Here is a 24,740-nt window from a genome sequence, read left to right on the forward strand (position 1 = left end):
GGGAACTCGACGCACGGATCGGTTCTTCCGAAAGCGGACGGGGCCGGACGGGATACTTGGTGGATCATGTCTGTTGATCGCGCGGCTCGACGGGGGTGATGACCATGCCGCCGGAGGAGCCCCGGCCGCCGGACGGCGGTGGCGTGCCGTCCGACGGGCAGGCGCGTCTGCGGGTGAGTGAGACGCTGGCCGCGGCCGCGCGGGGCGCCGAGGACCCGCAGCGGGTCCCGACCGCGCTGTGCGAGGCGTGCGTACGGCTGCTGCCGGTCGATGGAGCCTCGGTGTCGATCTCCGGCGGGAAGGGCGTGCGCATCACCTGGTGCGCCAGCGACCGGGTCGCCGCCCGGCTCGCGGAGCTGCAGTACACGGTGGGGGACGGGCCCTGCCAGACCGCCCTCGACCAGGGCGCCCCCGTCATCGCGGCCGACCTCACCCAGGGCCGCGACGCCCGCCGCTGGCCGATCTTCGCGACCGAGGCGGTGGGACTCGGCGTCCGCGCGGTCTTCTCCCTGCCCCTCGGCGTCAACGGCGCCGCGATCGGCACCCTCGACCTGTACAGCGACGGCGCCGGAGGGCTCGCGGAGCCGGATCTGCGGACCGCGCTGTGGGTGCGGGACGCGGTCACCTACGCGCTGATGAGCCTCCAGACCGCCGAGCACGCCGATGCCACGGATGACAGGGACGACGACGATGTAGCGTCCTGGATGGCGGCCTCGGAGTCCGACCACACCGAGGTCTACCAGGCGGTCGGCATGGTGATGGTGCAGCTTGAGGCGGACCCCGAGCAGGCCCTGGACCGGTTGCGGGCCCGCGCGTACGCCGACGGCCGCACGGTCAGCCAGGTGGCCCGGGACGTCCTGGCCCGCAAGCTCCGCTTCGAGCCGGAGCCACGGCCGGACGCCGGTGGCGGCGGTGGCGACGGCGGTCGGCGGGGACGTCCCCCGGGGCAGGGCGGGGCCGACGTGGGCGAGGACGGACATGACCGCGATGACGAGGGAAGGGACGGTGAACGGTGATGGGCCGTGAACAGCAGCTCGCGGAGGCGCTCGTCGGCCTGGCCGACTCCCTCGCCGACGACATCGACCCGGTGGTGCTCGTCGAGCGCCTGGCCCAGCACTGTGTCCGCATCACCGGCGCCGACGGGGTCGGCGTCCTCGTGGTTTCCGCCCGCGGCGACCTGCGCCCGCTGGCCGTCACCGAGGACGACGCCGCGCTCGTGGAGTTCTTCCAGCTCCAGGCCGACGAGGGCCCCTGCCTGGACAGCTTCCGGGAGGGCCGCCGGATCGACGTGCCCGATCTGTCGGGCGGCACGGACCACTGGCCCGCGGTGGCGCCGTTCGCGCTGGGGCGCGGCTACCGCTCCCTGCACGCGCTGCCGCTGCGGGTGCACCGGCAGACCGTCGGCGCCGTGAACCTCCTGCTGCGCCGGCCGGGCGGCCTGCCCCCGCTGGACGTGGAGCTGGCCCAGGCGCTCGCCGACGTCACGGCCGTCGCCCTGGTCAACTGGAGCCCCGAGCCACTGCGGCCGACCGACGTCATCAGCCGGGTCCAGGCCGCCCTCTCCGCGAAGGCGGCCGTCGACATGGCCACCGGGATGCTCGCCGAGTCCGGCGATCTCGACCTGCCCGCGGCCCGCGCCGCCCTGCGCGCGTACGCGCTGCGCCACCACCGGCGCCTGGTCGACACCGCGCACGCCGTGGTCGGCCGCGCCCTGCGCCCGCAGGACGTGCTCGCCGCCGGACGGACGTGACCCCGAAGCCCATGACTCCCGGCGCCGGGCGGCGTGGCGGACCCGCTCCCGTATACGACGTCGTACGAGGCTGACGGGGCACCCCGGCGCGACTACGCTGGGAGCAGGGCCAAGCCAGGGGACCCGTGGGATCCCGTGGCGCGCGCATGCAGGGGGCCCGCGATGGAGCACTTCACCTGCCGGACCGTGGCGGATCTGGCCGTACCCGGGCTGGTGACGGGCCGGCTGACGGTCCTGGCGCTGTACGGCGACGCCGACACGAGCGTCGCTCTGGACACCGCGCTCTGCGCGCCGGGACCCGCCCAACTCGTCCTCGACCTCGGTGGTCTGCGCCGGCTGTCCCCGGCCGCCGCCGCGACTCTGTACCGGTTCACCGGCGTCGCCGCCACGCACGGCCGCAGGCTGTTCCTGGCCGCCTGCCCCGCCTGCGTCGAGGCCGTCCTCGCGCGGGTACGGCCGCCGGACGCCGAGGGGCCCGAGCTGTTCCCGACAGTGTCCGAAGCCTTCGGCGCCGTCCTCGCCTCGGCCGCCACCGGCTCGGTACCGGTCGGCCCGCTGCTGCGCCCGCAGGCCGTGGAACTGCGCCGGCACGCCGTGGAACTGCGTCACGCGCTGCTCGGCCGGGCCCTCGTCGCCCGCGCGCACGGCATGCTCATGGAGCGCTACGGCCTGCCGGGCGCCGAGGCCGCCGACACGCTGCTCCGCGCCGTCGGCCGGGAGCACGGCATCGAACCCGTGCGGCTGGCGGCGGCCCTCGCGCAGACCCCGCCGCCGCGGAACGGCGACCCGTGGTTCCCCCTTCGGGGGCGGGCCGCCCCGCCCGCGGTCGCCTTCCTCCCCGCGTCGCCCGACGGGCCGCTGCCGCTGCCGGTGTTCCTCGACGCGCTGCGGGACACCGTCTGCACGATCACCCACTCGCACATGGCCAGCGTCCAGCTCATCGACCCCAGCGACAACACGTTGTGGCTGGAGTCCACCTGCGGTCTGCCCGCCGAGTTCGTGCGCTTCTTCGCGGTCATCGACGACACCTGCACCTGCTGCGGGGAGGCCGCCCGCAAGAGCGAGCGGGTCGTCGTCGACGACGTCGTCACGACCCCGTTCTTCGACGAGCCCTCCCGGGCCATGATGCTCGCCGCGCACAGCCGTTCCGTGCAGAGCACCCCCATCCCGGGGTCGGCCGGACGGCCGCAGGGCATGCTCTCCACCCATCACGAGCGGCCGGGGCACGCCTACACCGGGGCCGAACTGGGCGCGCTGGACACCGTCGCCCGGGAGGCGGGGGTGTGGCTGGACTGGTACCGGACGACCACGCTCCAGGACGCGCTGGAGGAGTTGCACCGGCGCGCCCAGGGGCCGTGACCGGCCGACGGGGGCAGGACCCGGGTGCACGGGAAGGGCCGGTGTGAACAGGTTCACACCGGCCCCGAGACGTCGTACCGTCCGTCAGCCGCACTGGCAGGGGCCGCCCGACTGGCAGCCGCAGCCGCACCCGGAGCCGCAGCCGCAGGCGGCGACCAGCGGCAGGCTCCTGATCTCGGCGGGCTGCTCGGTCTCGTGTTCCTGCGTGGGGTCGGGCGTGGTGCTGGGGGAATCGGCCATGGGTCCCTCCTAGACGCTGGGGCAGGGTGCCCTCGTCCATTTCATGCCCGTTCCGCCCGGCGCATCAACGGCGCACGGAGGCGCCCCCGCGCCCGGGCGGCCCGGCCCCGCGGGTTTACGCGCCCTCGACCCCGGTCGCCGACTGGAGGTCGCTGGCGTGCTCGCCCGTGACCAGGAAGACGACGCGCTTGGCGACGGCCACGGCGTGGTCGGCGTACCGCTCGTAGTAGCGGCCGAGCAGGGTGACGTCCACGGCCGTCTCGATGCCGTGCTTCCAGCGCTCGTCGATCAGGTGCTGGAAGAGGGTGCGGTGCAGCAGGTCCATCTCGTCGTCGTCCTGCTCCAGCTGGAGGGCGAGGTCGACGTCCTTGGTGACGATGACCTCGGCGGCCTTCGCCATCAGGCGCTGGGCGAGCTGGCCCATCTCCAGGATGGTCGCGTGCAGGTCCTGCGGGACCGCCCGCTCGGGGAAGCGCAGCCGCGCCAGCTTCGCCACGTGCTGGGCGAGGTCGCCGGAGCGCTCCAGGTCGGCCGACATGCGCAGGCTGGTGACGACGATACGGAGGTCGGTCGCCACCGGCTGCTGCCGGGCCAGCAGGGCTATCGCCCGGGCCTCCAGGTCGTGCTGGAGCTCGTCGACCTTCTGGTCCGCCTCGATCACGCTCTCGGCCAGCTTGAGATCGGCGTCGAGGATGGCGGTCGTGGCGCGTCCGATCGCGGAGCCGACCAGCCGGGCCATCTCCACCAGACCGTCGCCGATCGAGTCCAGTTCCTCGTGGTACGCGTCCCGCATCAGGGTTCCCTCTCATACGTGTGTTTCGGGGGTTCCGGGGGCCGTCACATCACGCGCGCGCCCCTGGCGAAACCGGCGGTGCGAACCCCACGCTCCCACGTTCTGCGCCGTACGCGTCCGTTTCCGCCACCCCAAATGAACCAATACTGGCTCCCAGGTGAACTCTGGGCGACGAGTGTTCGAGGTCGCACTCTCACGGCTGTGGCCATGTCGTACGCCATGCCTAACCTTGACGCATGGACGTGAACGCGGCGGTCGCCGCAGCGGCAGCGATCGCCGGGGTGCTCACCGGTGTCATCGCCATGCTGGCGTTCCGCTGGAGCGAACGCGACCAGAAGCGACCGACCAGGACTTCCTTGCACACCGATCCCGTACTCCCGCCCGGCGTGGACACCGTGCTCTCGGTGCTGCGCTCCTCGGCCGTGGTCCTCGACGAGGGCGACGCCGTGGTCAAGGCCAGCTCCGCCGCCTACGCCCTCGGACTGGTCCGCGGCGGCAAGCTCGCCGTCGAACCGATGCTCCAGATGGCCCGGGACACCAGACGCGACGGCGAGATACGCCAGGTCGAGCTGGACCTGCCCCGGCGCGGCACCGGACGCGGCGAGGCCCTCGCCGTCTCCGCGCGTGTGGCCCCGCTCGGCTCCCGGCTGGTCCTGCTGCTGGTCGAGGACCTGACCGAGGCCCGCCGGATCGAGGCGGTGCGACGCGACTTCGTCGCGAACGTGAGCCACGAGCTGAAGACTCCGGTCGGCGCGCTCTCCCTGCTCTCCGAGGCCGTCATGGACGCGTCGGACGACCCCGAGGCCGTCCAGCGCTTCGCGGGCCGCATGCAGATCGAGGCGACCCGGCTGACCAACCTGGTCCAGGAGCTGATCGACCTCTCGCGGGTGCAGAACGACGACCCGCTCGAGGACGCCGAGCCCATCCGGGTGGACGAACTGGTCGCCGAGGCCGTCGACCGCTGCCGGCACCAGGCGGGGACCAAGCAGATCACCATGGCCGCCGGCGGCACGGCCGACCTGCACGTCTGGGGCAACCGCGGCCAGCTCGCCGCCGCCCTCGGCAACCTGGTCGAGAACGCCGTCAACTACTCCCCGGCCCGCACCCGCGTGGGCATAGCCGCGCGCCGGGTCAACGCCCCCGGCGGCGAGATGATCGAGCTCGCCGTCACGGACCAGGGCATCGGCATCTCCGACAAGGACAAGGAGCGCATCTTCGAGCGCTTCTACCGCGTCGACCCGGCCCGCTCCCGGGCCACCGGCGGCACCGGCCTGGGTCTCGCGATCGTCAAGCACGTGGTCGCCTCGCACGGCGGGGAGGTCACGGTCTGGAGCGCCGAAGGCCAGGGCTCCACCTTCACCCTGAGGCTGCCGGAGGCGGGATCGGCCCGCGACCGCGCACAGCAGCACCCCGACCCCGACCTCGACGACGAGGCCGGCGGCCCCACCGAGTCATCCCCGTACGAACCGCTTCCCGCCCCGGAGGTCCTTCCGTGACCCGTGTGCTCGTCGTCGAGGACGAGGAGTCCTTCTCCGACGCCCTGTCGTACATGCTCCGCAAGGAGGGCTTCGAGGTCGCCGTGGCGGCGACCGGCCCCGACGGCCTCGACGAGTTCGAGCGCAACGGCGCCGACCTCGTCCTCCTCGACCTCATGCTGCCGGGGTTGCCCGGCACCGAGGTGTGCCGCCAGCTGCGCGGCCGCTCCAACGTCCCCGTGATCATGGTGACCGCGAAGGACAGCGAGATCGACAAGGTCGTCGGTCTCGAGATAGGAGCCGACGACTACGTCACCAAGCCGTTCTCCTCGCGCGAGCTGGTCGCCCGCATCCGCGCGGTGCTGCGCCGCCGCGGCGAGCCGGAGGAGGTCACCCCGGCCGCGCTGGAGGCCGGCCCGGTCCGCATGGACGTCGACCGGCACGTGGTGACGGTCGCGGGCTCCAAGGTCGACCTCCCGCTGAAGGAGTTCGACCTGCTGGAGATGCTCCTGCGCAACGCGGGCCGGGTGCTGACCCGCATGCAGCTGATCGACCGGGTCTGGGGCGCCGACTACGTGGGCGACACCAAGACCCTCGACGTCCACGTCAAGCGCCTGCGCGCCAAGATCGAGCCGGACCCGGGGGCGCCGCGCTACCTGGTGACCGTGCGCGGCCTCGGCTACAAGTTCGAGCCGTAGACCGGCCCGTTCGGAACACGACGAAGGGCGGCACCCCGGCCGGGGTGCCGCCCTTCGTGCGTACGGCCGCTCAGTGTGTACGGCGGCTCGGCGCCTACGGCCGCCTCAGTGGCCGGCGGCCGACTGCGAGGCGGAGTCGCTCGGGGTCGCGGCCATGCCCGTACCCGTGCCCGTGGTCGCGGTGCCGCCCGCGGACGGCGACGCGGTGGCCTTGCCGTGCTTCCGCGGCTTGGCGCTGCCGGAGGCGGTGGCGCCCGGCGCCGGGGAGGCGGTGGCCGGGCCGGACGGGATCTGGCTCGGGCCCCACTTGTCGAAGTAGCCGGTGGCCGGGACCACGAGGGCGCTCAGGCTCACCGCACCGGTCTTGTCGAGGGTGAAGGTGACCTGCTGGGCGTTGCCGTCCTGGACCGCGCTGCGGCCGCTCGGGATCTCGGCGGAGGCGTTGCCCTGGCCGCCGAGGGCCAGCGAGCCGTGCGCCGGGACGGTCAGGCTGCTCTGGCCCTTGGCCGGGCTCAGCTTCACGGCCTCGCTGGAGCCCGCGATGCTGATCGACTGCAGGGTCTGGTCGGTGCTGCCCATGTTGAACAGGGTCGCGGAGACCACGGCCGGGCCCGTCGACTTCAGGTCGGGCTGGGTGATGATCGTGGCGTTCTGGACCTTGATGTCGCCGACGCTGGTCGCCGCGGTGTCCGGCTTGACCTCCAGGGTCTGGGAGCTGTTTCCGGCCGCGCACGCGGCGAGCGAGGCGATCGAGAAGACGATGGCGGAAGCGGCGAGGGCGCCGCGTCGAAGGCTGCTGCTCACGGCGGCGGCAACTCCTTGAACGCAGGGGCGGCTCCTGATAAAGCCGCCCTAAGTGTCTGTCAGCGGCCTTAGGCTACCGAGCCGTTCCCGAGCGTCCGCACCCGACCCTCCTCCGAGCCCCGGCTTCCCACCGGGTGGGGGTACCGACCCACTGGTCGCTCCAGTCACAAGTGACCCTTCAGTCACATTGCCCGGGGGCTCGTACGTCATTCACATAACCGTGCGCAAAATTTCCGTGAAGGAATGCGCGACCGCCCCGATATTGATCGCCGGCCACCCCTTCGGCAGCCGTTGATCAATTCCGGATTCGGCTCACATCGGCCTCCGGCCACCGAACGGAGTAGCGGAAGTCGCACCCTTGGAACCGGACAAATCGGGATGTTCGCCCACTTGGAGAGGGGGCTCGGGGCCTGTAGCGTACGCGTTTCACCTCGCCCGGAGAGCCCCTCCGACCTGCGAATACCCGGTTCCGGTAGCCCCTCGCAGCACGTTCCGGTTGCTGTTGTCAAGCCCCGAGATATGCCCTGACCTGCGAAAACGCCATTCAGAACCGCCGGTTTCCGTGTTACCCTGGATAGCCACGGAAGGGGTACCTGTCACATGACGTTCAAGGTTGGCGACACCGTGGTCTATCCCCATCACGGGGCCGCGCTGATCGAGGCCATCGAAACTCGCCAGATCAAAGGCGTGGACAAGACCTACTTGGTGCTGAAGGTCGCCCAGGGTGACCTGACGGTACGTGTGCCAGCGGACAATGCGGAGTTCGTCGGCGTGCGTGATGTGGTCGGTCAGGACGGGCTGGACCGGGTCTTCGAGGTGCTGCGCGCACCGTACGCCGAGGAGCCCACGAACTGGTCCCGTCGCTACAAGGCAAACCTGGAGAAACTCGCCTCCGGCGATGTCATCAAGGTCGCGGAAGTCGTGCGTGACCTGTGGCGTCGCGAGCGGGAGCGCGGACTGTCCGCCGGTGAGAAGCGCATGCTCGCCAAGGCCCGCCAGATTCTGGTGAGCGAGCTGGCTCTCGCGGAGAACACGAACGAGGACAAGGCCGAGGCCCTGCTCGACGAGGTGCTCGCCTCCTGACACGCCATGGGCAGCGATACCTCGCTCCCAGCACGCTCAGCACAGTAACAATGCCGCGGTGCCCGATGACACTGACCCTGTCGCCGGGCGCTGCGGCATGTTCGTCCCCGCAAGCCGGTACGTCGGGAAGCCCGTGGAGCAAACCCCCCGATACTTGATGTGCCGGGCCCGGGCGGATGGCTCGACCAGGGTCACGGAAAGGGTCCGGTCAAGGCGTCGCGCGCGGCACTCCTCAGGCCATACCCACCTAGGTCGAGCACACAAACCTGACAGGAACCGATGTCTGACGAATCGCGCCCCTCACCCGCGCAGACCCCCGTCGCCGCCGTGATTCCCGCCGCCGGCCGGGGCGTACGCCTCGGTCCGGGCGCCCCCAAGGCGCTACGCGCGCTGAACGGCACGCCCATGCTCATCCACGCGGTCCGTGCCCTCGCCGCGTCCCGCCACGTCACCCTCGTGATCGTCGTCGCCCCGCCGGACGGCGCCGCCGAGGTCAAGTCCCTGCTCGACGCCCACGCGCTGCCCGAGCGCACCGACTTCCTGGTCGTCCCCGGCGGGGACAGCCGCCAGGAATCGGTCCGGCTCGGCCTGGACGCCCTGCCCCCCGAGTACGGCGTGGTCCTCGTCCATGACGCGGCCCGCCCGCTCGTCCCCGTCGACACCGTCGACGCCGTCATCGAGGCCGTGCGCGACGGCGCCCCCGCCGTCGTCCCCGCGCTGCCGCTGGCCGACACCGTCAAGGAGGTCGAGCCCGCGGCCGAACCCGGCGCGCCCGAGCCGGTCGTCGCCACCCCCGAGCGGGCCCGGCTGCGCGCCGTCCAGACGCCCCAGGGCTTCGACCGCGCCACCCTGCTGCGCGCCCACGAGAGCGTCACCGAGGACGTCACGGACGACGCGAGCATGGTGGAGCAGCTCGGCCTCGGGGTCGTGACCGTCCCCGGTCACGAGGAGGCCTTCAAGGTCACCCGCCCCATCGACCTGGTGCTCGCCGAGGCGGTCCTGGCCCGCAGGAGGCTCAACGATGGCTTCTGACCAGCGGCCGCCGCTGCCCCAGGTCGGCATCGGCACCGACATCCACGCCTTCGAGGAGGGCCGGGAGCTGTGGTGCGCCGGCCTGAGGTGGGAGGGCGAGGGACCGGGCCTGGCCGGCCACTCCGACGCCGACGTCGTCGCGCACGCCGCGTGCAACGCCCTCTTCTCCGCGGCCGGGCTCGGTGACCTGGGACAGCACTTCGGCACCGGCCGGCCCGAGTGGTCCGGCGCCTCCGGCGCCACCCTGCTCGCCGAGGCCGCCCGGATCGTCCGCGCGGCGGGCTTCACCGTCGGCAACGTCGCCGTCCAGGTGATCGGCCCCCGCCCGAAGATCGGCAAGCGCCGCGACGAGGCCCAGAAGATCCTCTCGGAGGCGGCCGGCGCGCCCGTGTCCGTCTCCGGCGCCACCACCGACGGGCTCGGCTTCCCGGGCCGCGACGAGGGGCTGATGGCCGTGGCGACGGCACTCGTGGTGCGGGTGAGCTGAGAGCGTGCGAGGGTACCCGGAGAGTCACCGCTGACTTTCCGGAGGTATCCATGTCCGCCGCCCTGTCCGACCGGCTCAAGTCCCTGCTCGACGGCAAGGTGTTCATCGTCGTCGGCACCCTCCAGCCCGACGGCGGTCCCCAGATGTCCCCGGTCTGGGTGAAGCGCGACGGCGACGACCTCCTCTTCTCCACGACGGTCGACCGCCGCAAGAAGAAGAACCTGGACCGCGACCCGCGGGTGACGGTCGTCGTCATGAATCCCGAACAGCCCTACGAGTACGCCGAGATCCGCGGCACCGCCGGCATGACCACGGAGGGCGGCCCGGAACTCATCGACGAACTGAGCCTCAAGTACACCGGCAAGAAGTACGCGGAATTCAATCCGGCCTCGGGACAGGACGCCCAGCGGGTGGTCGTGCGGATCACCCCGCGGAAGGTCGTCGGGGTGCTCTGAGGCGCCGGGATTGTGGGGAAGGGGCATGAGGCACTGCCCCGCGCCCACTACCCTGGAGTGGTGACTATTCGCCTGTACGACACCAGCGCCCGGCAGATCCGTGACTTCACCCCGCTCAAGCCGGGTTGTGTCTCGATCTACCTGTGTGGCGCCACCGTGCAGGCGGCACCCCACATCGGGCACGTCCGCTCCTACCTGAACTTCGACATCATGCGCCGCTGGTTCGCCTACCGCGGCTACGACGTGACGTTCATCCGCAACGTCACCGACATCGACGACAAGATCATCTCCAAGGCGGACCAGCAGGGCCGCCCCTGGTGGTCGATCGGGTACGAGAACGAGCGCGCGTTCAACGACGGCTACGACGCGCTGGGCTGCCTCCCGCCGACCTACGAGCCGCGGGCCACCGGCCACGTGACCGAGATGGTCGAGATGATGCGCGTCCTGATCGAGCGCGGGCACGCCTACGAGGCCGACGGCAGCGTCTACTTCGACGTGCGCTCCTGGCCGTCCTACCTGGAGCTGTCCAGGCAGGACCTGGACGAGATGCGCCAGCCGGCCGAGGAGGGCATCAGCGGCAAGCGCGACCCGCGCGACTTCGCCATGTGGAAGGCCGCCAAGCCGGGTGAGCCCGACTGGGAGACGCCGTGGGGACGCGGCCGCCCCGGCTGGCACCTGGAGTGCTCCGCGATGGCCCACAAGTACCTGGGCTCCGCCTTCGACATCCACGGCGGCGGCCTGGACCTGATCTTCCCGCACCACGAGAACGAGATCGCCCAGGCCAAGGCCTACGGCGACGACTTCGCCCGGTACTGGGTGCACAACGCCTGGGTCACCATGAGCGGCGAGAAGATGTCGAAGTCGCTCGGCAACTCGGTGCTGGTGTCGGAGATGGTCAAGCAGTGGCGCCCGATCGTGCTGCGCTACTACCTGGGCACCCCGCACTACCGCTCGACCATCGAGTACAGCGAGGACGCGCTGCGCGAGGCCGAGTCCGCGTTCGCCCGGATCGAGGGCTTCATGCAGCGCGTGGTGGAGAAGGCCGGGGGCGCGGTCGAGCCAGCCGCCGAGGTCCCGCCCGCCTTCGCCGAGGCGATGGACGACGACCTGGGCGTCCCGCAGGCCATGGCCGTGGTGCACACCACCGTCCGGCAGGGCAACAGCGCGCTGGCCGCCGACGACAAGGAGGCCGCGGTCGCCCGGCTCGCCGAGGTGCGGGCCATGCTCGGCGTCCTCGGCCTGGACCCGCTCGACGCGCGGTGGGCCGGCGAGGAGGCCGGCCGCGGCGAGGACCTGCACGGCGTCGTCGACAGCCTGGTACGGCTCGTCCTCGACCAGCGCGAGTCCGCCCGAGCCCGCAAGGACTGGGCCACCGCCGACGCCATCCGGGACCAGCTGGGCCAGTCGGGTCTGGTCATCGAGGACAGCCCGCAGGGTCCGCGCTGGATCCTCGGGTCCCGGTAGCCCCGGCCCTTGATCGATTGTGCCGCCCGGGCCCCCGGGCGGCACACTGCATAGACGTACGCACACTTTTCCGTAGAGAACAGGTAGGTCATGGCCGCGAACAACCGCCGCATGTCCGGCAAGAAGGGCGCGCAGGTCGGCAGCGGCGGCCAGCGGCGCCGGGGCCTGGAGGGCAAGGGCCCGACGCCGCCCGCCGAGATGCGCAAGGGTCACGCCAAGCAGCGCGCCGCCGCGGCCAAGGTCCGCCGCGCACAGGGCCGCCCGCAGCAGCGCCGGGGTGGTGGCAGGTCCACCTCCGAGCTGGTCGTCGGCCGCAACCCGGTGGTCGAGGCGCTCCGTGAGGGCGTCCCGGCCTCGACGCTCTACGTCCAGCAGTTCGTCGACAACGACGAGCGCGTGCGCGAGGCCCTCCAGCTCGCGGGCGAGCGCGGCGGCATCAACCTCATGGAGGCGCCGCGTCCCGAGCTGGACCGCATGACGAACGGCCTCAACCACCAGGGCCTGGTCCTCCAGGTCCCGCCGTACGAGTACGCGCACCCCGAGGACCTGCTCGACGCCGCGGCCGACGAGGGCGAGGACCCGCTGATCGTCGCCCTCGACGGGGTCACCGACCCGCGCAACCTCGGCGCCGTCGTCCGCTCCGTCTCGGCCTTCGGCGGCCACGGGGTCGTCGTGCCCGAGCGCCGCTCGGCGGGCATGACGGCAGGCGCCTGGAAGACCTCGGCCGGTACGGCGGCCCGCACGCCGGTCGCCCGCGCCACCAACCTCACCCGGACCCTGGAGGCCTACAAGAAGGCCGGCGTCACGGTCGTCGGCCTGGCGGCGGACGGCGAGGCCGAGCTCGGCGACCTCGAGGTGCTGGGCGGCCCGGTCGCCATCGTGGTCGGCAGCGAGGGCAAGGGCCTGTCCCGGCTGGTCGGCGAGACCTGCGACTTCCGGGTGCGCATCCCGATGCCGGGCGGCGCGGAGTCCCTCAACGCCGGCGTGGCCGCGGGCATCGTGCTGTACGAGGCGGCCCGCAGGCGCGGCTGACGAGATGCCACGCCGACGGGACTGAACACCCGTCCGGAATCTCACCCGTAAGGGGTAATTCTGGCGTCCGTGCGGTGTTCCGGGCTGCTTTGACGCGGTCCGGACACATCCGCCCGGTCAAAGCAGTGTCCTAACTCCACGTCACTCGGTTAGATGAGTGTGGACACCAGAACACCCCGCACACCCACGGGGGACCGTTCGTCGGGATTCGACGACGCTCCCGCGCTGAGCATGGTGAAGGTGCCGAGCGATCCGGCGCAGGTCATCGTCAATCACGCCAGCTTCCGCGTGCAGTTGGGCATGTCGGCGAGGCGTAGCCAGTCCCCGCGGATCGCACGGCATCTGAGCGCCGCCCAGGACACCGCCCGGATGCCCGGCGTGGGCACGGCGGGCCGGGCGGGCGCCGCCGGGCGCCGCCGCCCCCTCGTGTGGAGCGGCAGGTCCGCCCCCGACGACACCGGCGCCCACCGCCTCCTCCAGGCCGTACGGGGCAGCAGCGTCCGCCACGTCGACGAGACCGAGGCCGGCGCCACCCAGGTCATCCCGCGCGTCGGGACCACCGGTTACGGCGGCGCCCACGACGGATTCGACCAGACCGTCGAGACCCCCGTCGTCGGCCACCAGCGCACCGCCGCCGACGCCGAGGGCACCCGCCTCCTGCCGCACATGCGCACCGTCGGCGGCGCCTACGACGAACCGGCCTACGCGGACACCGGCTTCGGGCCCCACGACGGCTACCACTACGACTACGACGACCGCGACACGTACGACGACCGCGGCACGTACGACGACCGCGACACCTACGGCGACCGCGACGGTTACGCGGACTCCGCGTACCCCGACCCCGACGCCCCGCGCCGGAGCAGGCGGCACGGCGACGACCCGGCCCGGCACGCGTACTACCCGGGCCGCCGGATGAACCTCGGCGTCGTCCTCCTCCCGCTGCGCGTCTTCCTGGGCTTCATCTCCATCTACGCCGGCATGGGCAAGCTGTGCGACCCCGTCTACTTCGACGGCGGCAAGCGCGGCTCCATGGTCAAGTGGCTCGACACCCTGCACCCCTGGGACGTCGCCGAACCGCTGCGCCAGTTCGCCCTGCACCACCCGGTCGGCTCCGGCCTCGTCATCGCCTTCCTGCAGGTCGTGGTCGGCGTCCTCACGATCCTCGGCTGCTGGCAGCGTGTGGCCGCCGCCGTCGGCGCCCTGCTGTCCGCCGCGCTGATCGTCACCGTCAGCTGGAAGACGGTCCCGGCGTACGACGCCCCCGACATCGTCTACATGGCCGCCTGGTCCCCGCTGGTCATCGCCGGCGCCCCCGTCTACTCCGTCGACGGCCGCCTCGCGGGCGGCGCCTGGCGGCGCCTCGGCCCCCGCTCCGACATCTGGGAACTGCGCCGCTACGTCCTGCGCCGGGGCGCCCTCATCACCGCGGTCACCGTCGGCCTCACCCTGCTCGTCGGCTCCCTGCTCGGCGGCGCGGTCCGCGACTCCAGCCGGGTGGTCGTCCCCGGCCCCGGCGACGCCCCCCGCAACAACCTCCCCGGCGCCCCGCTGCCGCAGCAGCCCGGTACCCGGCACAAGAGGACCCCGGCGGCCTCCACCTCGCCCTCCGGCGGCGCCACGGCCGGCGCGAGCCCCTCCGGCGCGGCCACCACCCCGGGCGCGGCCCGCACCACGGGCGGTACGACCACCACCCCGAGCCAGACCCAGGGCACCACGGGCCGGATCCCGACCCGCCAGTCCGCCCCGACGGGCGGCGTCCCCAGCACGACGGCCGGCCCGACCAGCACGGGCGGCAGCGGCGCCGGCGGCGGTTCGTCGACCGGCGGCGCCACCAGCTCCGGCGGCAGCTCGTCCACGGGCCAGCCGGGCCTGGTGGGCGGCCTGCTCGGCTAGCCGAACCGGCAAACGGAAGAGGGCCCCGCACCGGACCTTAGGGCCCTCTTCCGGTGTGCGTGGGGGCTGCCGGAGCCGTCAGCGACCGAGCGCCGCCAGCTCCTTGGCCGCCTCGGTCAGGTCCTTCGCGGTGTCGATGGCCCGCCAGTACGCCCCCTGCGGAAGGGGGAAGCCCGCGAGCCTGCGCTCCCGGGCCAGCCCGGGGAAGGTGGTCCGCTCGTGGTCCCCGCGCTCGGGAAGCATCCCGGCGAACTCGGGCGAGAAGACGTACACACCGGCGTTGATCTCGAAGGTGGACGGCGGCGCCTCGATGAAGTCGGTGATGTGCCCGAACCCGTCGGTCTTCACCGCACCCCAGGGGATACGCGGCCGGGCCAGCGCCAGGGTCGCGGCGGCGTCCCGCTCGGTGTGGAAGTCGGCCATGTCCCGCAGCGAGAAGCGGGTCCAGATGTCGCCGTTGGTGGCGTACCAGGGGCTGTCCGGGCGGGGGAGGTGCGCGGCGGCGAACTTCAGGCCGCCGCCACGGCCGAGGGGCTCGGTCTCCACGACGGTGCGGACGGAGACCGGCAGGTCGGCCGAGTCCAGCCACTTCTGCAGGACCTCGGCGAGGTGGCCGCACGAGACCACCACGTCCGTCACGCCCTCCTCGGCGAGCCAGGTCAGCTGGTGGCCGATGATCGGAGTGCCCGTGCCGGGGATCTCGACCATCGGCTTGGGCCGGTCGTCGGTGTACGGACGCAGCCGTGAACCCTGGCCACCGGCCAGGATCACGGCTTGAGTGGGGCGCGACGCGGCGTTCGGATCGGTCATGACCGCACTGTACGTGGCGCCCCGTCCGGGCACGCCGGCCGCGACGGGCTCCGTGCGGAGCCGTCGCCGGGTGCCGGGTTCAGCTGTGCGCGGCCAGCACGCCGGAGGCGAAGGCGGTGTCGCACACCGGGCGGGCGTACGACTGGGCGCGTGAGGCGCCGTAGATGCGCACGGCGGCCCTGCCGAGGGCGCGGGCGATGGAGGAGCAGTGCCGGGCCAGCGACGGGTGGCCGTTGACGGCCTGCTGGAGATGGGTGAGGACCACGCCCGGGTTCCTGTCCTGCAGCTCGCCCATCAGCCGGTCGCGCAGCACGTCCTGCGGGGCGTGGGCGACCGACCTGGTGGGGGCCTCCGCCGAGGAGACGTCCGAGGCGGTGAGCACCGAGCTGGAGGAGCTTCCCGTCCAGTTGACCCGGGTGACCGCCAGGGTCCCGGAGAGCACCAGGACGACGGGCAGGACGAGGGCGAGGGTGCGGCCGATCCGGCGGGCAGGGCCCCGGTGGCTGCGTCGCGTCTGAGTGGTGGTGGAGTGCTTCACGCGTGTGAGGGTAGCGCCCGGTAATGATTTGGAGACATTCAGTCACCCTTATGGGGGATGAGAACGCGCCCCTTTCTGGGTAGGGGGTTGACGCCTTTCGCTCGAAATGATCGCTCCGCCGGGGTTTTCCGCGGACACCGAAGAGGGCCCCGCGACGGCTCGCGGGGCCCTCTTCGTGAAGCGTGCCGGGCGGATCAGTCGGAGAGCCGCTCACCCGTGGACGTGGAGAACACGTGGGTCTCGCCCGGGCGCGGCACCACGTGCAGCGTGGAGCCCTTCTCCGGCACCTGGCGGCCGTTGACCCGGACCACCAGGTCCTTCGTCTCGCCGCCGACCTCGGCGCTGCCGTAGACGTAGCCGTCGGCGCCCAGCTCCTCGACGACGTTCACGGAGACCGCGAGACCGGCCGGGGCGTCGCTGGAGTCCTTGGCCAGGGCGGTGGCGGCGCCGCCGCCCAGCTCGACCACGTCGAAGTGCTCGGGGCGGACGCCCACGGTCACCGTGCGGTCACCCTTGTCGGTGGCGGCCTTCAGGGCCTCGCGGTTGACGGGGACGACGCTGTTGCCGAACTTCACCCCGCCGTCGGTGATCGGGACCTCGACCAGGTTCATGGCCGGGGAGCCGATGAAGCCGGCGACGAAGAGGTTCGCGGGCTTGTCGTACATGTTCCGCGGCGAGTCGACCTGCTGGAGCAGACCGTCCTTGAGGACCGCCACGCGGTCGCCCATCGTCATGGCCTCGACCTGGTCGTGGGTGACGTAGACGGTGGTGATGCCGAGACGGCGCTGCAGCGACGCGATCTGCGTACGGGTGGAGACGCGGAGCTTGGCGTCCAGGTTGGACAGCGGCTCGTCCATGAGGAAGACCTGCGGCTCGCGGACGATCGCGCGGCCCATGGCGACACGCTGGCGCTGACCGCCGGAGAGCGCCTTCGGCTTGCGGTCCAGGTACTCGGTGAGGTCGAGGATCTTCGCGGCCTCCTCGACCTTCTGCCGGATCTCCGCCTTGTTGACACCCGCGATCTTGAGCGCGAAGCCCATGTTGTCGGCGACCGACATGTGCGGGTAGAGGGCGTAGTTCTGGAACACCATGGCGATGTCCCGGTCCTTGGGCGGCAGGTGGGTGACGTCGCGGTCGCCGATGCGGATGGCGCCGGCGTTGACGTCCTCCAGGCCCGCGAGCATCCGCAGGGAGGTGGACTTTCCGCAGCCGGACGGGCCGACCAGAACGAGGAACTCGCCGTCCTCGATCGCGATGTCGAGACCGTCGACGGCGGGCTTGGTGGAACCCGGGTAGATCCGGGTCGCCTTGTCGAACGTGACAGTGGCCATGGTGAATGGGCCCCCTTCTACCGGCAGGAACGTGCCGGACGATCCGTTGTAGGAAGGTGGTTGGTGTAGTCCACGTGAGTGAACTGGCTCAGGACCGTACCTGGCGTCCACTCGGTCTGTCAGTACCTGGACCACTGTGAACTTCGCGGAAACTTTCGAGAGGGCCGTGGCGGGACCTGGGTACACTGCACAGGCACGGTCGCGCCACGCGCGTGCAGGCCTCCTTAGCTCAGCTGGTCAGAGCGCCGCTCTTGTAAAGCGAAGGTCGTCGGTTCGAATCCGACAGGGGGCTCCACAGGACAGGGCCACCCGCGCCGAGGCGTGGGTGGCCTTTGTCGTTCTCGCAGGTCAGCCTCTGCGGAGCAGGGTCCTCAGCACCTTCCTGAGCACCCCTTCCGGGTCGGGTGCGGCGGTGGTGGTGCGCCATGCGACGAAGCCGTCCGGGCGTACCAGCACCGCGCCGTCGGCGGTGACGCCGTGCACCTGGGCCCAGTCGGTGCCCTCGGTGTCGTACGTCAGGTCGGCGTCGCCGCCGGGGCCGATCCGGTAGGCGTCGAGGCGTACGCGCTCCGTGGCGGCGACACGCCGGGCGGCGGCGTGCCAGCCCGCGTCGTCCGGGGCGTCGGCGAGCAGGACGAGGGAGCGCTCGTACAGGTCGAGGGTGGACAGGCGGCGGCCGGCCTGGCGCAGCCACAGATGGGGGGCGCGGGTGCCGGGCCGGCCGCCGAGGGCGAGGCTGTCGGGGACGATCGGTGCCTCGGGGTCGCCGTCGAGGACCGCGCCGTGGGCGTAGTGGTAGCCGAGGACGACGTTGAGGATGCCGCCGCGCTTGGCGCCGCCGACGCCGGGGGCGGGGGCGAAGCCGGGGTGGCTGTGCTCGACGGAGCGGGCGGAGGCGCGGGCGCTGGTGGCGAGGGCGACCGGGCGGCGTTCGGCGTCGTAGGTCTCCAGGAGGGCGGGGGCGGCCCAGCCGTCCAGGACGGCGGCGAGTTTCCAGGCGAGGTTGTGGGCGTCCTGGATACCGGTGTTGGAGCCGAAGGCGCCGGTGGGGGACATCTCGTGCGCGGAGTCGCCGGTGAGGAAGACCCGGCCGGCGCCGTAGCGGTCCGCCACCCGTTCGGCCGCGCGCCAGGAGGCCATTCCGGTGACCTCCACGTCGAGGTCCGGGACGCCGACGGCCAGCGCGATGTGCCGCTGGAGGCGCTCCTCGGTGAACTCGTCCAGGGCTTCGCCCTGTTCGGGGTGCCAGGGGGCGTGGAAGACCCAGCGCTCCTTGTTATCGACGGGCAGCAGGGCGCCGTCGGCGTCGGGGTGGGTGAGGTAGCAGCAGATGAAGCGGCGGTCGCCGACGACCTCGGCGAGCTGGGCGGAGCGGAAGGTGACGCTGACGTTGGCGAAGAGGTCGCCGGGGCCGGTCTGGCCGATGCCGAGGGCGCGGCGGACGGGGCTGCGGGGGCCGTCGGCGGCGACGAGGTAGTCCGCGCGGACCGTGTAGCGCTCGCCGGTGCCGCGGTCGCGGACGACGGCGGTCACTCCCTCGGCGTCCTGTTCGAAGGACTCCATCTCGTGGTGGTAGCGCAGGTCGCCGCCGAGTTCGCGGGCGTTGTCGAGGAGTACGGGCTCCAGGTCGTTCTGGCTGCACAGGCACCAGGAGGTGGGGCTGAACCTCTTGAGGCCGCCGCCGGGGTCGATCTCCTTGAACAGCCATTCCCCGGCGTCGCCGACGAGCGTCGGGGTCTGCAGGATGCCGTGGTTGTCCGCGAGCAGTGAGGCCGCCGCCTTGATGTCCGGCTCGATGCCGGCCACCCGGAAGAGTTCCATCGTCCGGACGTTGTTGCCGCGTCCGCGGGGGTGGATCGAGGTCCCGGAATGCCGCTCGACGAGCAGGTGGCGCACGCCGAGGCGGCCCAGGAACAGGGATGTGGACAGGCCCACCAGAGAGCCGCCCACGATGAGGACGGGAACCCGGTGGTCGGCATTGTGATGCATCGAGGCCTCCAGAGGCAGGGTGCGTTGGGGCGCCTGTGAGTTTCATGCCCGGTGTCGGCTTATTTGGGCCCATTTGCGCGCCAGATCACCCGCGTGGTTCCTACGAGTCGCGGGCTTTCGGCCACCGGCACAGGATCAAGGAGCGCTGACGTCGCGTCACGGCGGTGACCGGCGCACCCCGAGATCCCCCGCCAAGGAGATGTCCGCAGGATGACCACAATCTCTGAACGCCTGTCAGAAGCGTCGGCCCGCGAGGTGTCGAAGCGTGTCTCCCAGTCCGTGTTCGACGGCTCCCGGCTCCGCGTGGTGCTGCTGGTCGACGTCTTCGACGGCGCGCAGCAGCAGTTCCTGGAGGCCTACGAGCAGCTGTGCAACCAGGTTGCGTCCGTTCCCGGCCATGTCAGCGACCAACTCTGCCAGTCCATCGAGAATCCATCCCAATGGCTCATCACCAGCGAGTGGGAGAGCGCGCCGCCGTTCCTCACCTGGGTGAACAGCGAGGAGCACGTGCGGATGGTGGAGCCGCTCCACTCCTGCGTGCGCAACACCCGGTCGCTGCGCTTCCACATCGTCCGTGAGACGGGCAGCGCCTTCGAGACCACGGCGCCGTCCCGGGGCCGGCTGCAGACGGAGGTGCGCATCGGCGACGGTGTCATCCGGCACGCGCTGACCTTCACGGTCAAGCCGGGCACGGAGAAGAAGGTCGCCAAGCTGCTCGCGGACTACCAGTCGCCCGAGGCCCGGGTCGACGACACCACGCGGCTGTGCCGGACCACGCTGTTCATGCACGGCAACCGGGTGGTGCGGGCCATCGAGGTGCGCGGTGACCTGCTGGCGGCCCTGCGCCATGTGTCGCGGCAGCCGGAGGTGCTGGCCGTGGAGGAGGCCATCAACCCGTACCTGGAGCAGGACCGGGACCTCGACGACCAGGAGTCGGCGCGGCTGTTCTTCACCCGGGCGGCGCTGCCGGCGGTGCACCACGTGCTGGTGGACGACCGGCCGGAGCGGTCCCGGCAGGCCCTGTACTACCAGGCGCGGCCCGGGTGCGGGATGAAGCTGGCCGAGCTGCTCGCCCGGCAGGACTCGGCGGCCACGGACGACCCGGACGGTCCGGTGCTGCGCAGCACCGTCTTCGAGCGCGAGGACGTCGTGGTGCGGCTGGTGGACCTGCGCGAGGAGCGGGAGGCCGAGCCGCTGCCGCGGGACGCCGGGCAGGCCGCCGAGCTGCGCGCGCTGATGCAGGGCGAGGCCGCCCGTATGGACCTGGTCACCGACCGCCGTTCGCCCGAGGCCTGAGCGCCCGGACGCCCGAGCCCTTCTGGAAGCCCGATCACACCCATCGGAGGAATGTCGTGATCAAACCCCGTCCGAGAATCGTGGACCTCAGCGAGGTCGAGCCCAACACGCGGCGCGGCGGCGATCTGCGCGCCATGCTCACCCCGGCCACGGTCGGCTCGACCAGCGGCTTCATGGGTGTGGCCATCGTGCAGCCCGGCGACCGCATCGCTGAGCACTACCACCCCTACTCCGAGGAGTTCGTCTACGTCGTCTGCGGCCAGCTGGAGGTCGACCTGGACGGTGAGACGCATGTGCTGCGGCCGGAGCAGGGACTGATGATCCCGATCGACATGCGGCACCGGTTCCGCAACGTCGGCAACGTGGAGGCGCGCATCGTCTTCCACCTCGGCCCGCTGGCGCCGAGGCCGCAGCTCGGGCACGTCGACACCGAGGAGACGTCGGTCATCGGTGCGGCCGCCGTGGTCACCGAACCCGCCGGGGCGGGTGCCGACCGGGGACAGGTCCGGTCATGACCCGGCGCGTGGCGGTCACTGGCATAGGCATCGTGGCTCCGGGTGGCATCGGCGTACCCGCGTTCTGGGACCTGCTTGCCCAAGGCCGGACCGCGACGCGGGGCATCACCTTCTTCGACCCCGCGGGGCTGCGGTCACGGATAGCGGCGGAGTGCGACTTCGATCCGGCGGCGCACGGCCTGGACCCGGAGCAGGTCGAACGCGCGGACCGGTACATCCAGTTCGCCCTGGCCGCCGGGCAGGAGGCGGTCCGGGACTCGGGTCTGGACATGGCCCGGGAGGATCCGTGGCGGGTCGCGGTGTCGGTGGGCACCGCGGTAGGCGGCACGACCCGGCTGGAGCACGACTACGTCCTGGTCAGCCATCGCGGGCAGCGCTGGGACGTGGACCACGCCGAGGCGGAGCCGCAGCTGCACCGGGCGTTCTCGCCGAGCACCGTGGCCTCCGCGGTGGCGGAACGTTTCGGCGCCCAGGGTCCGGTGCAGACCGTGTCCACCGGCTGCACCTCCGGACTGGACGCGGTCGGGTACGCCTTCCACACCGTCCAGGAGGGACGGGCCGACATCTGCATAGCCGGCGCGTCGGACTCGCCGATCTCCCCGATCACCATGGCCTGCTTCGACGCGATCAAGGCGACGTCGCCCAACAACGACGACCCCGCCCACGCCTCCCGGCCCTTCGACAACAACCGTGACGGATTCGTCATGGGCGAGGGCGGCGCGGTGCTCGTCCTGGAGGAGCTGGAACACGCGCGGGCCCGCGGCGCGCACGTGTACTGCGAGTTCGGCGGCTACGCCACCTTCGGCAACGCCTACCACATGACCGGCCTGACCAAGGAGGGCCTGGAGATGGCACGGGCCATATCCACCGCCCTGGACCAGGCCCGGCTGGACCCGACGGCGATCGACTACGTCAACGCCCACGGCTCCGGCACCCGGCAGAACGACCGTCACGAGACCGCGGCCGTGAAGCGGGCGCTCGGCGAGCACGCCTACGACACCCCGATGAGCTCCATCAAGTCCATGGTGGGGCACTCCCTCGGGGCGATCGGTGCCATCGAGCTGGTCGCCTGCGTGCTGGCCCTGGCCAAGCAGGTCGTACCGCCGACCGCGAACTACGAGATTCCCGACCCCGAGTGCGACCTGGACTACGTCCCCCGTGTCGCCCGCGAACGAAGGCTTTCCAGCGTGCTGTCCGTGGGCAGCGGGTTCGGCGGCTTCCAGTCCGCGGTGATCCTGACCCGGCCGAGGGAGTGAGGACACGATGAGCGAACCGAAGGACCGGCGTGCGGCCGTCACCGGCATCGGTGTGGTCGCGCCCAACGGCACCAGCACCGACACGTTCTGGAAGGCGACCCAGGAGGGCCTCAGCGTCCTTGGCCGGGTCACCCGCGAGGGCTGTGAGGACCTTCCGCTGAAGGTGGCCGGTGAGGTCCGCGCCTTCGACCCGGCGGCCACGATCGAGGAGCGCTTCCTCGTCCAGACCGACCGGTTCACGCACTACGCCATGGCCGCGGCCGACTTCGCGCTGACGGACGCCCGGCTCGGGCCGGGCGACACCGCCGACTCGCCGTACTCCATCGGCGTGGTCACCGCCGCGGGCTCCGGCGGCGGCGAGTTCGGCCAGCGCGAGCTGCAGCGGCTGTGGGGCAAGGGCAGCCGGTTCGTCGGGCCGTACCAGTCCATCGCCTGGTTCTACGCCGCGAGCACCGGCCAGGTCTCCATCCGCCGCGGCTTCAAGGGCCCCTGCTCGGTCGTCGCCTCCGACGAGGCCGGCGGTCTGGACGCCCTCGCGCACGCGGCGCGGGCGGTGCGGCGCGGCACCGACGTGATCGTGGCCGGCTCCACCGAGGCGCCGCTCGCGCCGTACTCGGTGGTCTGCCAGCTCGGTTACGAGGAACTGAGCCGGGTGGAGGACCCGGCCCGGGCGTACCGGCCGTTCACCGACCAGGCGTGCGGGTTCGTGCCCGCCGAGGGCGGCGCGATGCTCGTCGTGGAGGCGGCGGGCGCGGCCCAGGAGCGCGGCGCCGACATCCGGGCCGTCGTCGCGGGGCACGCGGCCACCTTCACCGGCGCCTCCCGCTGGGCGGAGTCCCGCGAGGGCCTCGCCCAGGCGATCCGGCAGGCCCTCGCGGACGCCGGCTGCGCCCCCGAGGAGGTCGACGTCGTCTTCGCCGACGCCCTCGGGGTGCCGGCGGCGGACCGGGCCGAGGCGCTGGCGATCGCCGACGCCCTCGGCGGGCACGGCACCCGGGTCCCGGTCACCGCGCCGAAGACCGGGACCGGCCGGGGGTACTGCGCGGCCCCCGTGCTGGACACCACGGCGGCCGTGCTCGCGATGGAGCACGGCCTGATCCCACCGACGCCGAACGTCGTCGACGTCTGCCACGACCTCGACCTCGTGACCGGCCGCGCCCGGGCCGCCGAGTTGCGGACGGCACTGGTCCTGAGCCGCGGCCTCATGGGGTCGAACTCGGCGCTGGTGCTGCGGCACGGCGCCGTGCAGTGAGCACAGCAAAGGAGGAAGGCACATGTCCAAGATCACCGTCGAGGAACTCGCGACGCTCATGAAGAAGGCCGCCGGGGTCACCGTCAGCCCGCAGCAGCTCGAGGAGAGGCCGGACACCGGCTTCGACGTCCTCGGTGTCGACTCGCTGGGCCTGCTCGGCATCGTCGGCGAGCTGGAGAACGCCCACGGCACTCCGATGCCGGTCGACGCGGAGCGCTGCAAGACGCCCCAGCAGTTCCTCAACCTCGTCAACAGCACTCTGATGGCAGGAGCCTGACATGGCAGGACACACCCAGAACGAGATCACCATCGCCGCCCCGCTGGACCTGGTCTGGGAGATGACCAACGACCTGGAGCGCTGGCCGCAGCTGTTCAGCGAGTACGCCTCCGTGGACGTGCTCGAGCGGGACGGCAGGAGGACGACGTTCCGGCTGACCATGCACCCGGACGACAACGGCACCGTCTGGAGCTGGGTCTCCGAGCGCGAGCCGGACCGCGAGAGCCTCACCGTCCGGGCACGCCGGGTGGAGACCGGGCCCTTCGACCACATGAACATCCACTGGCGCTACGAGGAGGTCCCGGCCGGCACCCGGATGGTGTGGACGCAGGACTTCGCGATGAAGCCGGACGCCCCGGTCGACGACGACTGGATGACCGACAACATCAACAAGAACTCCAAGATCCAGATGGCCCTGATCCGCGACAAGATCGAGAAGGCCGCCGCCGGGCACCGGCCCGCGCCGGCGCTCGCCGACTGAGCGGGACCCGAGAGGGACCGAGAAGAGGGACGAGAGGACGACACGTGACGCACCAGGCCCTGATCGTCGCCCGGATGGCACCGGGCTCCGCCCCCGACATCGCCAAGGTCTTCGAGGAGTCCGACCGCGGTGAACTGCCCCGCCTCGTGGGCGTCGTACGGCGCAGCCTGTTCCAGTTCGGCGATGTGTACATGCACCTCATCGAGTCCGAGCGCGACCCCGGCCCGGCCATCGCCAAGGTCACGGCCCACCCCGAGTTCAAGGACGTCAGCGAGAAGCTGACGGCGTACGTCAGCGCGTACGACCCGGCGACCTGGCGCTCTCCCAAGGACGCGATGGCGCAGCGCTTCTACGTCTGGGAGCGCCCCTGAGCCGACCGGCTCCCCAGACGGTCATCGGTCGCCGGGCCCGCAGCGTCGCGGGCCCG

The 24,740-nt window shown here is 72.0% G+C and carries 26 protein-coding genes and 1 tRNA gene; 20 read left to right on the forward strand and 7 right to left on the reverse strand.

Annotated features, from left to right (window positions below):
- Positions 1-104: 104 nt before the first annotated feature.
- From ACWEN3_RS02365 to ACWEN3_RS02375, 3 genes are all read left to right on the forward strand, one after another.
- Positions 105-1,016, forward strand: coding sequence for a GAF domain-containing protein (locus ACWEN3_RS02365; protein ID WP_452964614.1), 912 nt, complete (start codon positions 105-107; stop codon positions 1,014-1,016).
- Positions 1,016-1,750, forward strand: coding sequence for a GAF domain-containing protein (locus ACWEN3_RS02370; RefSeq protein WP_452964617.1), 735 nt, complete (start codon positions 1,016-1,018; stop codon positions 1,748-1,750). The genes ACWEN3_RS02365 and ACWEN3_RS02370 overlap by 1 nt, the downstream gene beginning before the upstream one ends.
- 162 nt (positions 1,751-1,912) lie before the next feature.
- Entirely contained in the window at positions 1,913-3,109 is a 1,197-nt protein-coding gene (locus ACWEN3_RS02375) for a GAF domain-containing protein (RefSeq protein WP_452964619.1), read from the forward strand.
- Positions 3,110-3,193: 84 nt separating this feature from the next.
- Here ACWEN3_RS02375 and ACWEN3_RS02380 read toward each other — a convergent pair whose 3' ends face one another.
- Both ACWEN3_RS02380 and phoU read right to left on the reverse strand, forming a co-directional pair.
- The gene (locus tag ACWEN3_RS02380; RefSeq protein ID WP_452964622.1) at positions 3,194-3,349 is read right to left on the reverse strand and encodes a hypothetical protein; all 156 of its coding nucleotides are present in this window, start codon (positions 3,347-3,349) and stop codon (positions 3,194-3,196) included.
- Between the two features lie 115 nt (positions 3,350-3,464).
- Positions 3,465-4,142, reverse strand: coding sequence for a phosphate signaling complex protein PhoU (gene phoU, locus ACWEN3_RS02385; RefSeq protein WP_452964625.1), 678 nt, complete (start codon positions 4,140-4,142; stop codon positions 3,465-3,467).
- 236 nt (positions 4,143-4,378) lie between these two features.
- On the opposite strand from phoU, the gene ACWEN3_RS02390 reads away from it, so the two are divergent.
- On the forward strand, positions 4,379-5,638 hold the full coding sequence (locus ACWEN3_RS02390) for a sensor histidine kinase (RefSeq protein ID WP_452964628.1): 1,260 nt from the start codon (positions 4,379-4,381) through the stop codon (positions 5,636-5,638).
- Positions 5,635-6,315: a response regulator transcription factor gene (locus ACWEN3_RS02395; protein WP_030342036.1), complete on the forward strand. Its 681-nt coding sequence runs from the start codon at positions 5,635-5,637 to the stop codon at positions 6,313-6,315. Before ACWEN3_RS02390 ends, ACWEN3_RS02395 begins: the two co-directional genes overlap by 4 nt.
- 105 nt (positions 6,316-6,420) lie before the next feature.
- Here the strand turns inward: ACWEN3_RS02395 and ACWEN3_RS02400 are convergent, their stop codons facing one another.
- On the reverse strand, positions 6,421-7,119 hold the full coding sequence (locus tag ACWEN3_RS02400) for a DUF461 domain-containing protein (RefSeq protein WP_452964631.1): 699 nt from the start codon (positions 7,117-7,119) through the stop codon (positions 6,421-6,423).
- A 600-nt stretch (positions 7,120-7,719) separates the two neighbouring features.
- Between ACWEN3_RS02400 and ACWEN3_RS02405 the strand changes: the two genes are divergently transcribed.
- The 7 genes from ACWEN3_RS02405 (at position 7,720) to ACWEN3_RS02435 (ending at position 14,568) form a co-directional block, all read left to right on the forward strand.
- Entirely contained in the window at positions 7,720-8,202 is a 483-nt protein-coding gene (locus ACWEN3_RS02405; protein ID WP_003953493.1) for a CarD family transcriptional regulator, read from the forward strand.
- 279 nt (positions 8,203-8,481) lie between these two features.
- Positions 8,482-9,234, forward strand: coding sequence for a 2-C-methyl-D-erythritol 4-phosphate cytidylyltransferase (gene ispD, locus ACWEN3_RS02410; RefSeq protein ID WP_452964633.1), 753 nt, complete (start codon positions 8,482-8,484; stop codon positions 9,232-9,234).
- A complete protein-coding gene (gene ispF, locus ACWEN3_RS02415; protein WP_452964636.1) occupies positions 9,224-9,721 on the forward strand; it encodes a 2-C-methyl-D-erythritol 2,4-cyclodiphosphate synthase in 498 nt (165 codons plus the stop codon). Before ispD ends, ispF begins: the two co-directional genes overlap by 11 nt.
- A 50-nt stretch (positions 9,722-9,771) precedes the next feature.
- Positions 9,772-10,176 carry a PPOX class F420-dependent oxidoreductase gene (locus ACWEN3_RS02420; RefSeq protein WP_452964639.1) on the forward strand — a complete coding sequence of 135 codons (405 nt, stop codon included), beginning with the start codon at positions 9,772-9,774 and terminating at the stop codon, positions 10,174-10,176.
- Between the two features lie 60 nt (positions 10,177-10,236).
- On the forward strand, positions 10,237-11,640 hold the full coding sequence (gene cysS / locus ACWEN3_RS02425) for a cysteine--tRNA ligase (protein ID WP_452964642.1): 1,404 nt from the start codon (positions 10,237-10,239) through the stop codon (positions 11,638-11,640).
- Between the two features lie 90 nt (positions 11,641-11,730).
- Positions 11,731-12,672, forward strand: coding sequence for a 23S rRNA (guanosine(2251)-2'-O)-methyltransferase RlmB (rlmB, locus tag ACWEN3_RS02430; protein ID WP_452964644.1), 942 nt, complete (start codon positions 11,731-11,733; stop codon positions 12,670-12,672).
- 153 nt (positions 12,673-12,825) lie between these two features.
- A complete protein-coding gene (locus ACWEN3_RS02435) occupies positions 12,826-14,568 on the forward strand; it encodes a DoxX family protein (protein ID WP_452964647.1) in 1,743 nt (580 codons plus the stop codon).
- 78 nt (positions 14,569-14,646) lie between these two features.
- Here the strand turns inward: ACWEN3_RS02435 and ACWEN3_RS02440 are convergent, their stop codons facing one another.
- The 3 genes from ACWEN3_RS02440 to ACWEN3_RS02450 form a co-directional block, all read right to left on the reverse strand.
- On the reverse strand, positions 14,647-15,378 hold the full coding sequence (locus ACWEN3_RS02440) for a nucleotidyltransferase family protein (protein WP_452964649.1): 732 nt from the start codon (positions 15,376-15,378) through the stop codon (positions 14,647-14,649).
- Between the two features lie 79 nt (positions 15,379-15,457).
- The gene (locus ACWEN3_RS02445) at positions 15,458-15,916 is read right to left on the reverse strand and encodes a hypothetical protein (protein ID WP_452964652.1); all 459 of its coding nucleotides are present in this window, start codon (positions 15,914-15,916) and stop codon (positions 15,458-15,460) included.
- A 194-nt stretch (positions 15,917-16,110) separates the two neighbouring features.
- Entirely contained in the window at positions 16,111-17,247 is a 1,137-nt protein-coding gene (locus ACWEN3_RS02450) for an ABC transporter ATP-binding protein (protein WP_452964654.1), read from the reverse strand.
- A gap of 218 nt (positions 17,248-17,465) precedes the next feature.
- Between ACWEN3_RS02450 and ACWEN3_RS02455 the strand changes: the two genes are divergently transcribed.
- Positions 17,466-17,542: transfer RNA gene (locus ACWEN3_RS02455), tRNA-Thr, on the forward strand.
- Positions 17,543-17,595: 53 nt separating this feature from the next.
- Here the strand turns inward: ACWEN3_RS02455 and ACWEN3_RS02460 are convergent.
- Entirely contained in the window at positions 17,596-19,236 is a 1,641-nt protein-coding gene (locus ACWEN3_RS02460; protein ID WP_452964657.1) for an FAD-dependent oxidoreductase, read from the reverse strand.
- A 210-nt stretch (positions 19,237-19,446) separates the two neighbouring features.
- Between ACWEN3_RS02460 and ACWEN3_RS02465 the strand changes: the two genes are divergently transcribed.
- From ACWEN3_RS02465 to ACWEN3_RS02495, 7 genes are read left to right on the forward strand one after another with little or no spacing between them, the layout of a single operon-like run.
- Positions 19,447-20,532: a SchA/CurD-like domain-containing protein gene (locus ACWEN3_RS02465; RefSeq protein ID WP_452964659.1), complete on the forward strand. Its 1,086-nt coding sequence runs from the start codon at positions 19,447-19,449 to the stop codon at positions 20,530-20,532.
- Positions 20,533-20,588: 56 nt separating this feature from the next.
- On the forward strand, positions 20,589-21,047 hold the full coding sequence (locus ACWEN3_RS02470; protein ID WP_452964662.1) for a cupin domain-containing protein: 459 nt from the start codon (positions 20,589-20,591) through the stop codon (positions 21,045-21,047).
- On the forward strand, positions 21,044-22,303 hold the full coding sequence (locus ACWEN3_RS02475) for a beta-ketoacyl-[acyl-carrier-protein] synthase family protein (RefSeq protein WP_452964665.1): 1,260 nt from the start codon (positions 21,044-21,046) through the stop codon (positions 22,301-22,303). Before ACWEN3_RS02470 ends, ACWEN3_RS02475 begins: the two co-directional genes overlap by 4 nt.
- Before the next feature lie 7 nt (positions 22,304-22,310).
- A complete protein-coding gene (locus ACWEN3_RS02480) occupies positions 22,311-23,555 on the forward strand; it encodes a ketosynthase chain-length factor (RefSeq protein WP_452964668.1) in 1,245 nt (414 codons plus the stop codon).
- 22 nt (positions 23,556-23,577) lie between these two features.
- Complete coding sequence (locus tag ACWEN3_RS02485) at positions 23,578-23,832, forward strand: acyl carrier protein (protein ID WP_452964671.1); 255 nt, start codon at positions 23,578-23,580, stop codon at positions 23,830-23,832.
- A gap of 1 nt (position 23,833) precedes the next feature.
- Positions 23,834-24,313, forward strand: a complete 480-nt coding sequence (locus tag ACWEN3_RS02490; protein WP_452964674.1) for an SRPBCC family protein — start codon at positions 23,834-23,836, stop codon at positions 24,311-24,313.
- 44 nt (positions 24,314-24,357) lie between these two features.
- Entirely contained in the window at positions 24,358-24,684 is a 327-nt protein-coding gene (locus ACWEN3_RS02495) for a TcmI family type II polyketide cyclase (protein ID WP_452964677.1), read from the forward strand.
- Positions 24,685-24,740 lie beyond the last annotated feature (56 nt).

The sequence above is a fragment of the Streptomyces sp. NPDC004561 genome, from assembly GCF_053602155.1.

What these genes read in the sequence shown, in the direction of transcription:
- ACWEN3_RS02370 (WP_452964617.1), top strand. Translation starts at nt 1,016, where the DNA reads ATGGGCCGTGAACAGCAGCTCGCGGAGGCGCTCGTCGGCCTGGCCGAC.
- ACWEN3_RS02460 (WP_452964657.1), bottom strand. Translation starts at nt 19,236, where the DNA reads ATGCATCACAATGCCGACCACCGGGTTCCCGTCCTCATCGTGGGCGGC.
- ACWEN3_RS02435 (WP_452964647.1), top strand. Translation starts at nt 12,826, where the DNA reads ATGAGTGTGGACACCAGAACACCCCGCACACCCACGGGGGACCGTTCG.
- ACWEN3_RS02465 (WP_452964659.1), top strand. Translation starts at nt 19,447, where the DNA reads ATGACCACAATCTCTGAACGCCTGTCAGAAGCGTCGGCCCGCGAGGTG.
- ACWEN3_RS02485 (WP_452964671.1), top strand. Translation starts at nt 23,578, where the DNA reads ATGTCCAAGATCACCGTCGAGGAACTCGCGACGCTCATGAAGAAGGCC.
- ACWEN3_RS02480 (WP_452964668.1), top strand. Translation starts at nt 22,311, where the DNA reads ATGAGCGAACCGAAGGACCGGCGTGCGGCCGTCACCGGCATCGGTGTG.
- ACWEN3_RS02405 (WP_003953493.1), top strand. Translation starts at nt 7,720, where the DNA reads ATGACGTTCAAGGTTGGCGACACCGTGGTCTATCCCCATCACGGGGCC.
- ACWEN3_RS02390 (WP_452964628.1), top strand. Translation starts at nt 4,379, where the DNA reads ATGGACGTGAACGCGGCGGTCGCCGCAGCGGCAGCGATCGCCGGGGTG.
- ACWEN3_RS02420 (WP_452964639.1), top strand. Translation starts at nt 9,772, where the DNA reads ATGTCCGCCGCCCTGTCCGACCGGCTCAAGTCCCTGCTCGACGGCAAG.
- ACWEN3_RS02375 (WP_452964619.1), top strand. Translation starts at nt 1,913, where the DNA reads ATGGAGCACTTCACCTGCCGGACCGTGGCGGATCTGGCCGTACCCGGG.
- ACWEN3_RS02475 (WP_452964665.1), top strand. Translation starts at nt 21,044, where the DNA reads ATGACCCGGCGCGTGGCGGTCACTGGCATAGGCATCGTGGCTCCGGGT.
- ispF (WP_452964636.1), top strand. Translation starts at nt 9,224, where the DNA reads ATGGCTTCTGACCAGCGGCCGCCGCTGCCCCAGGTCGGCATCGGCACC.
- ACWEN3_RS02450 (WP_452964654.1), bottom strand. Translation starts at nt 17,247, where the DNA reads ATGGCCACTGTCACGTTCGACAAGGCGACCCGGATCTACCCGGGTTCC.
- ACWEN3_RS02490 (WP_452964674.1), top strand. Translation starts at nt 23,834, where the DNA reads ATGGCAGGACACACCCAGAACGAGATCACCATCGCCGCCCCGCTGGAC.
- ACWEN3_RS02380 (WP_452964622.1), bottom strand. Translation starts at nt 3,349, where the DNA reads ATGGCCGATTCCCCCAGCACCACGCCCGACCCCACGCAGGAACACGAG.
- phoU (WP_452964625.1), bottom strand. Translation starts at nt 4,142, where the DNA reads ATGCGGGACGCGTACCACGAGGAACTGGACTCGATCGGCGACGGTCTG.
- ispD (WP_452964633.1), top strand. Translation starts at nt 8,482, where the DNA reads ATGTCTGACGAATCGCGCCCCTCACCCGCGCAGACCCCCGTCGCCGCC.
- ACWEN3_RS02365 (WP_452964614.1), top strand. Translation starts at nt 105, where the DNA reads ATGCCGCCGGAGGAGCCCCGGCCGCCGGACGGCGGTGGCGTGCCGTCC.
- rlmB (WP_452964644.1), top strand. Translation starts at nt 11,731, where the DNA reads ATGGCCGCGAACAACCGCCGCATGTCCGGCAAGAAGGGCGCGCAGGTC.
- ACWEN3_RS02440 (WP_452964649.1), bottom strand. Translation starts at nt 15,378, where the DNA reads ATGACCGATCCGAACGCCGCGTCGCGCCCCACTCAAGCCGTGATCCTG.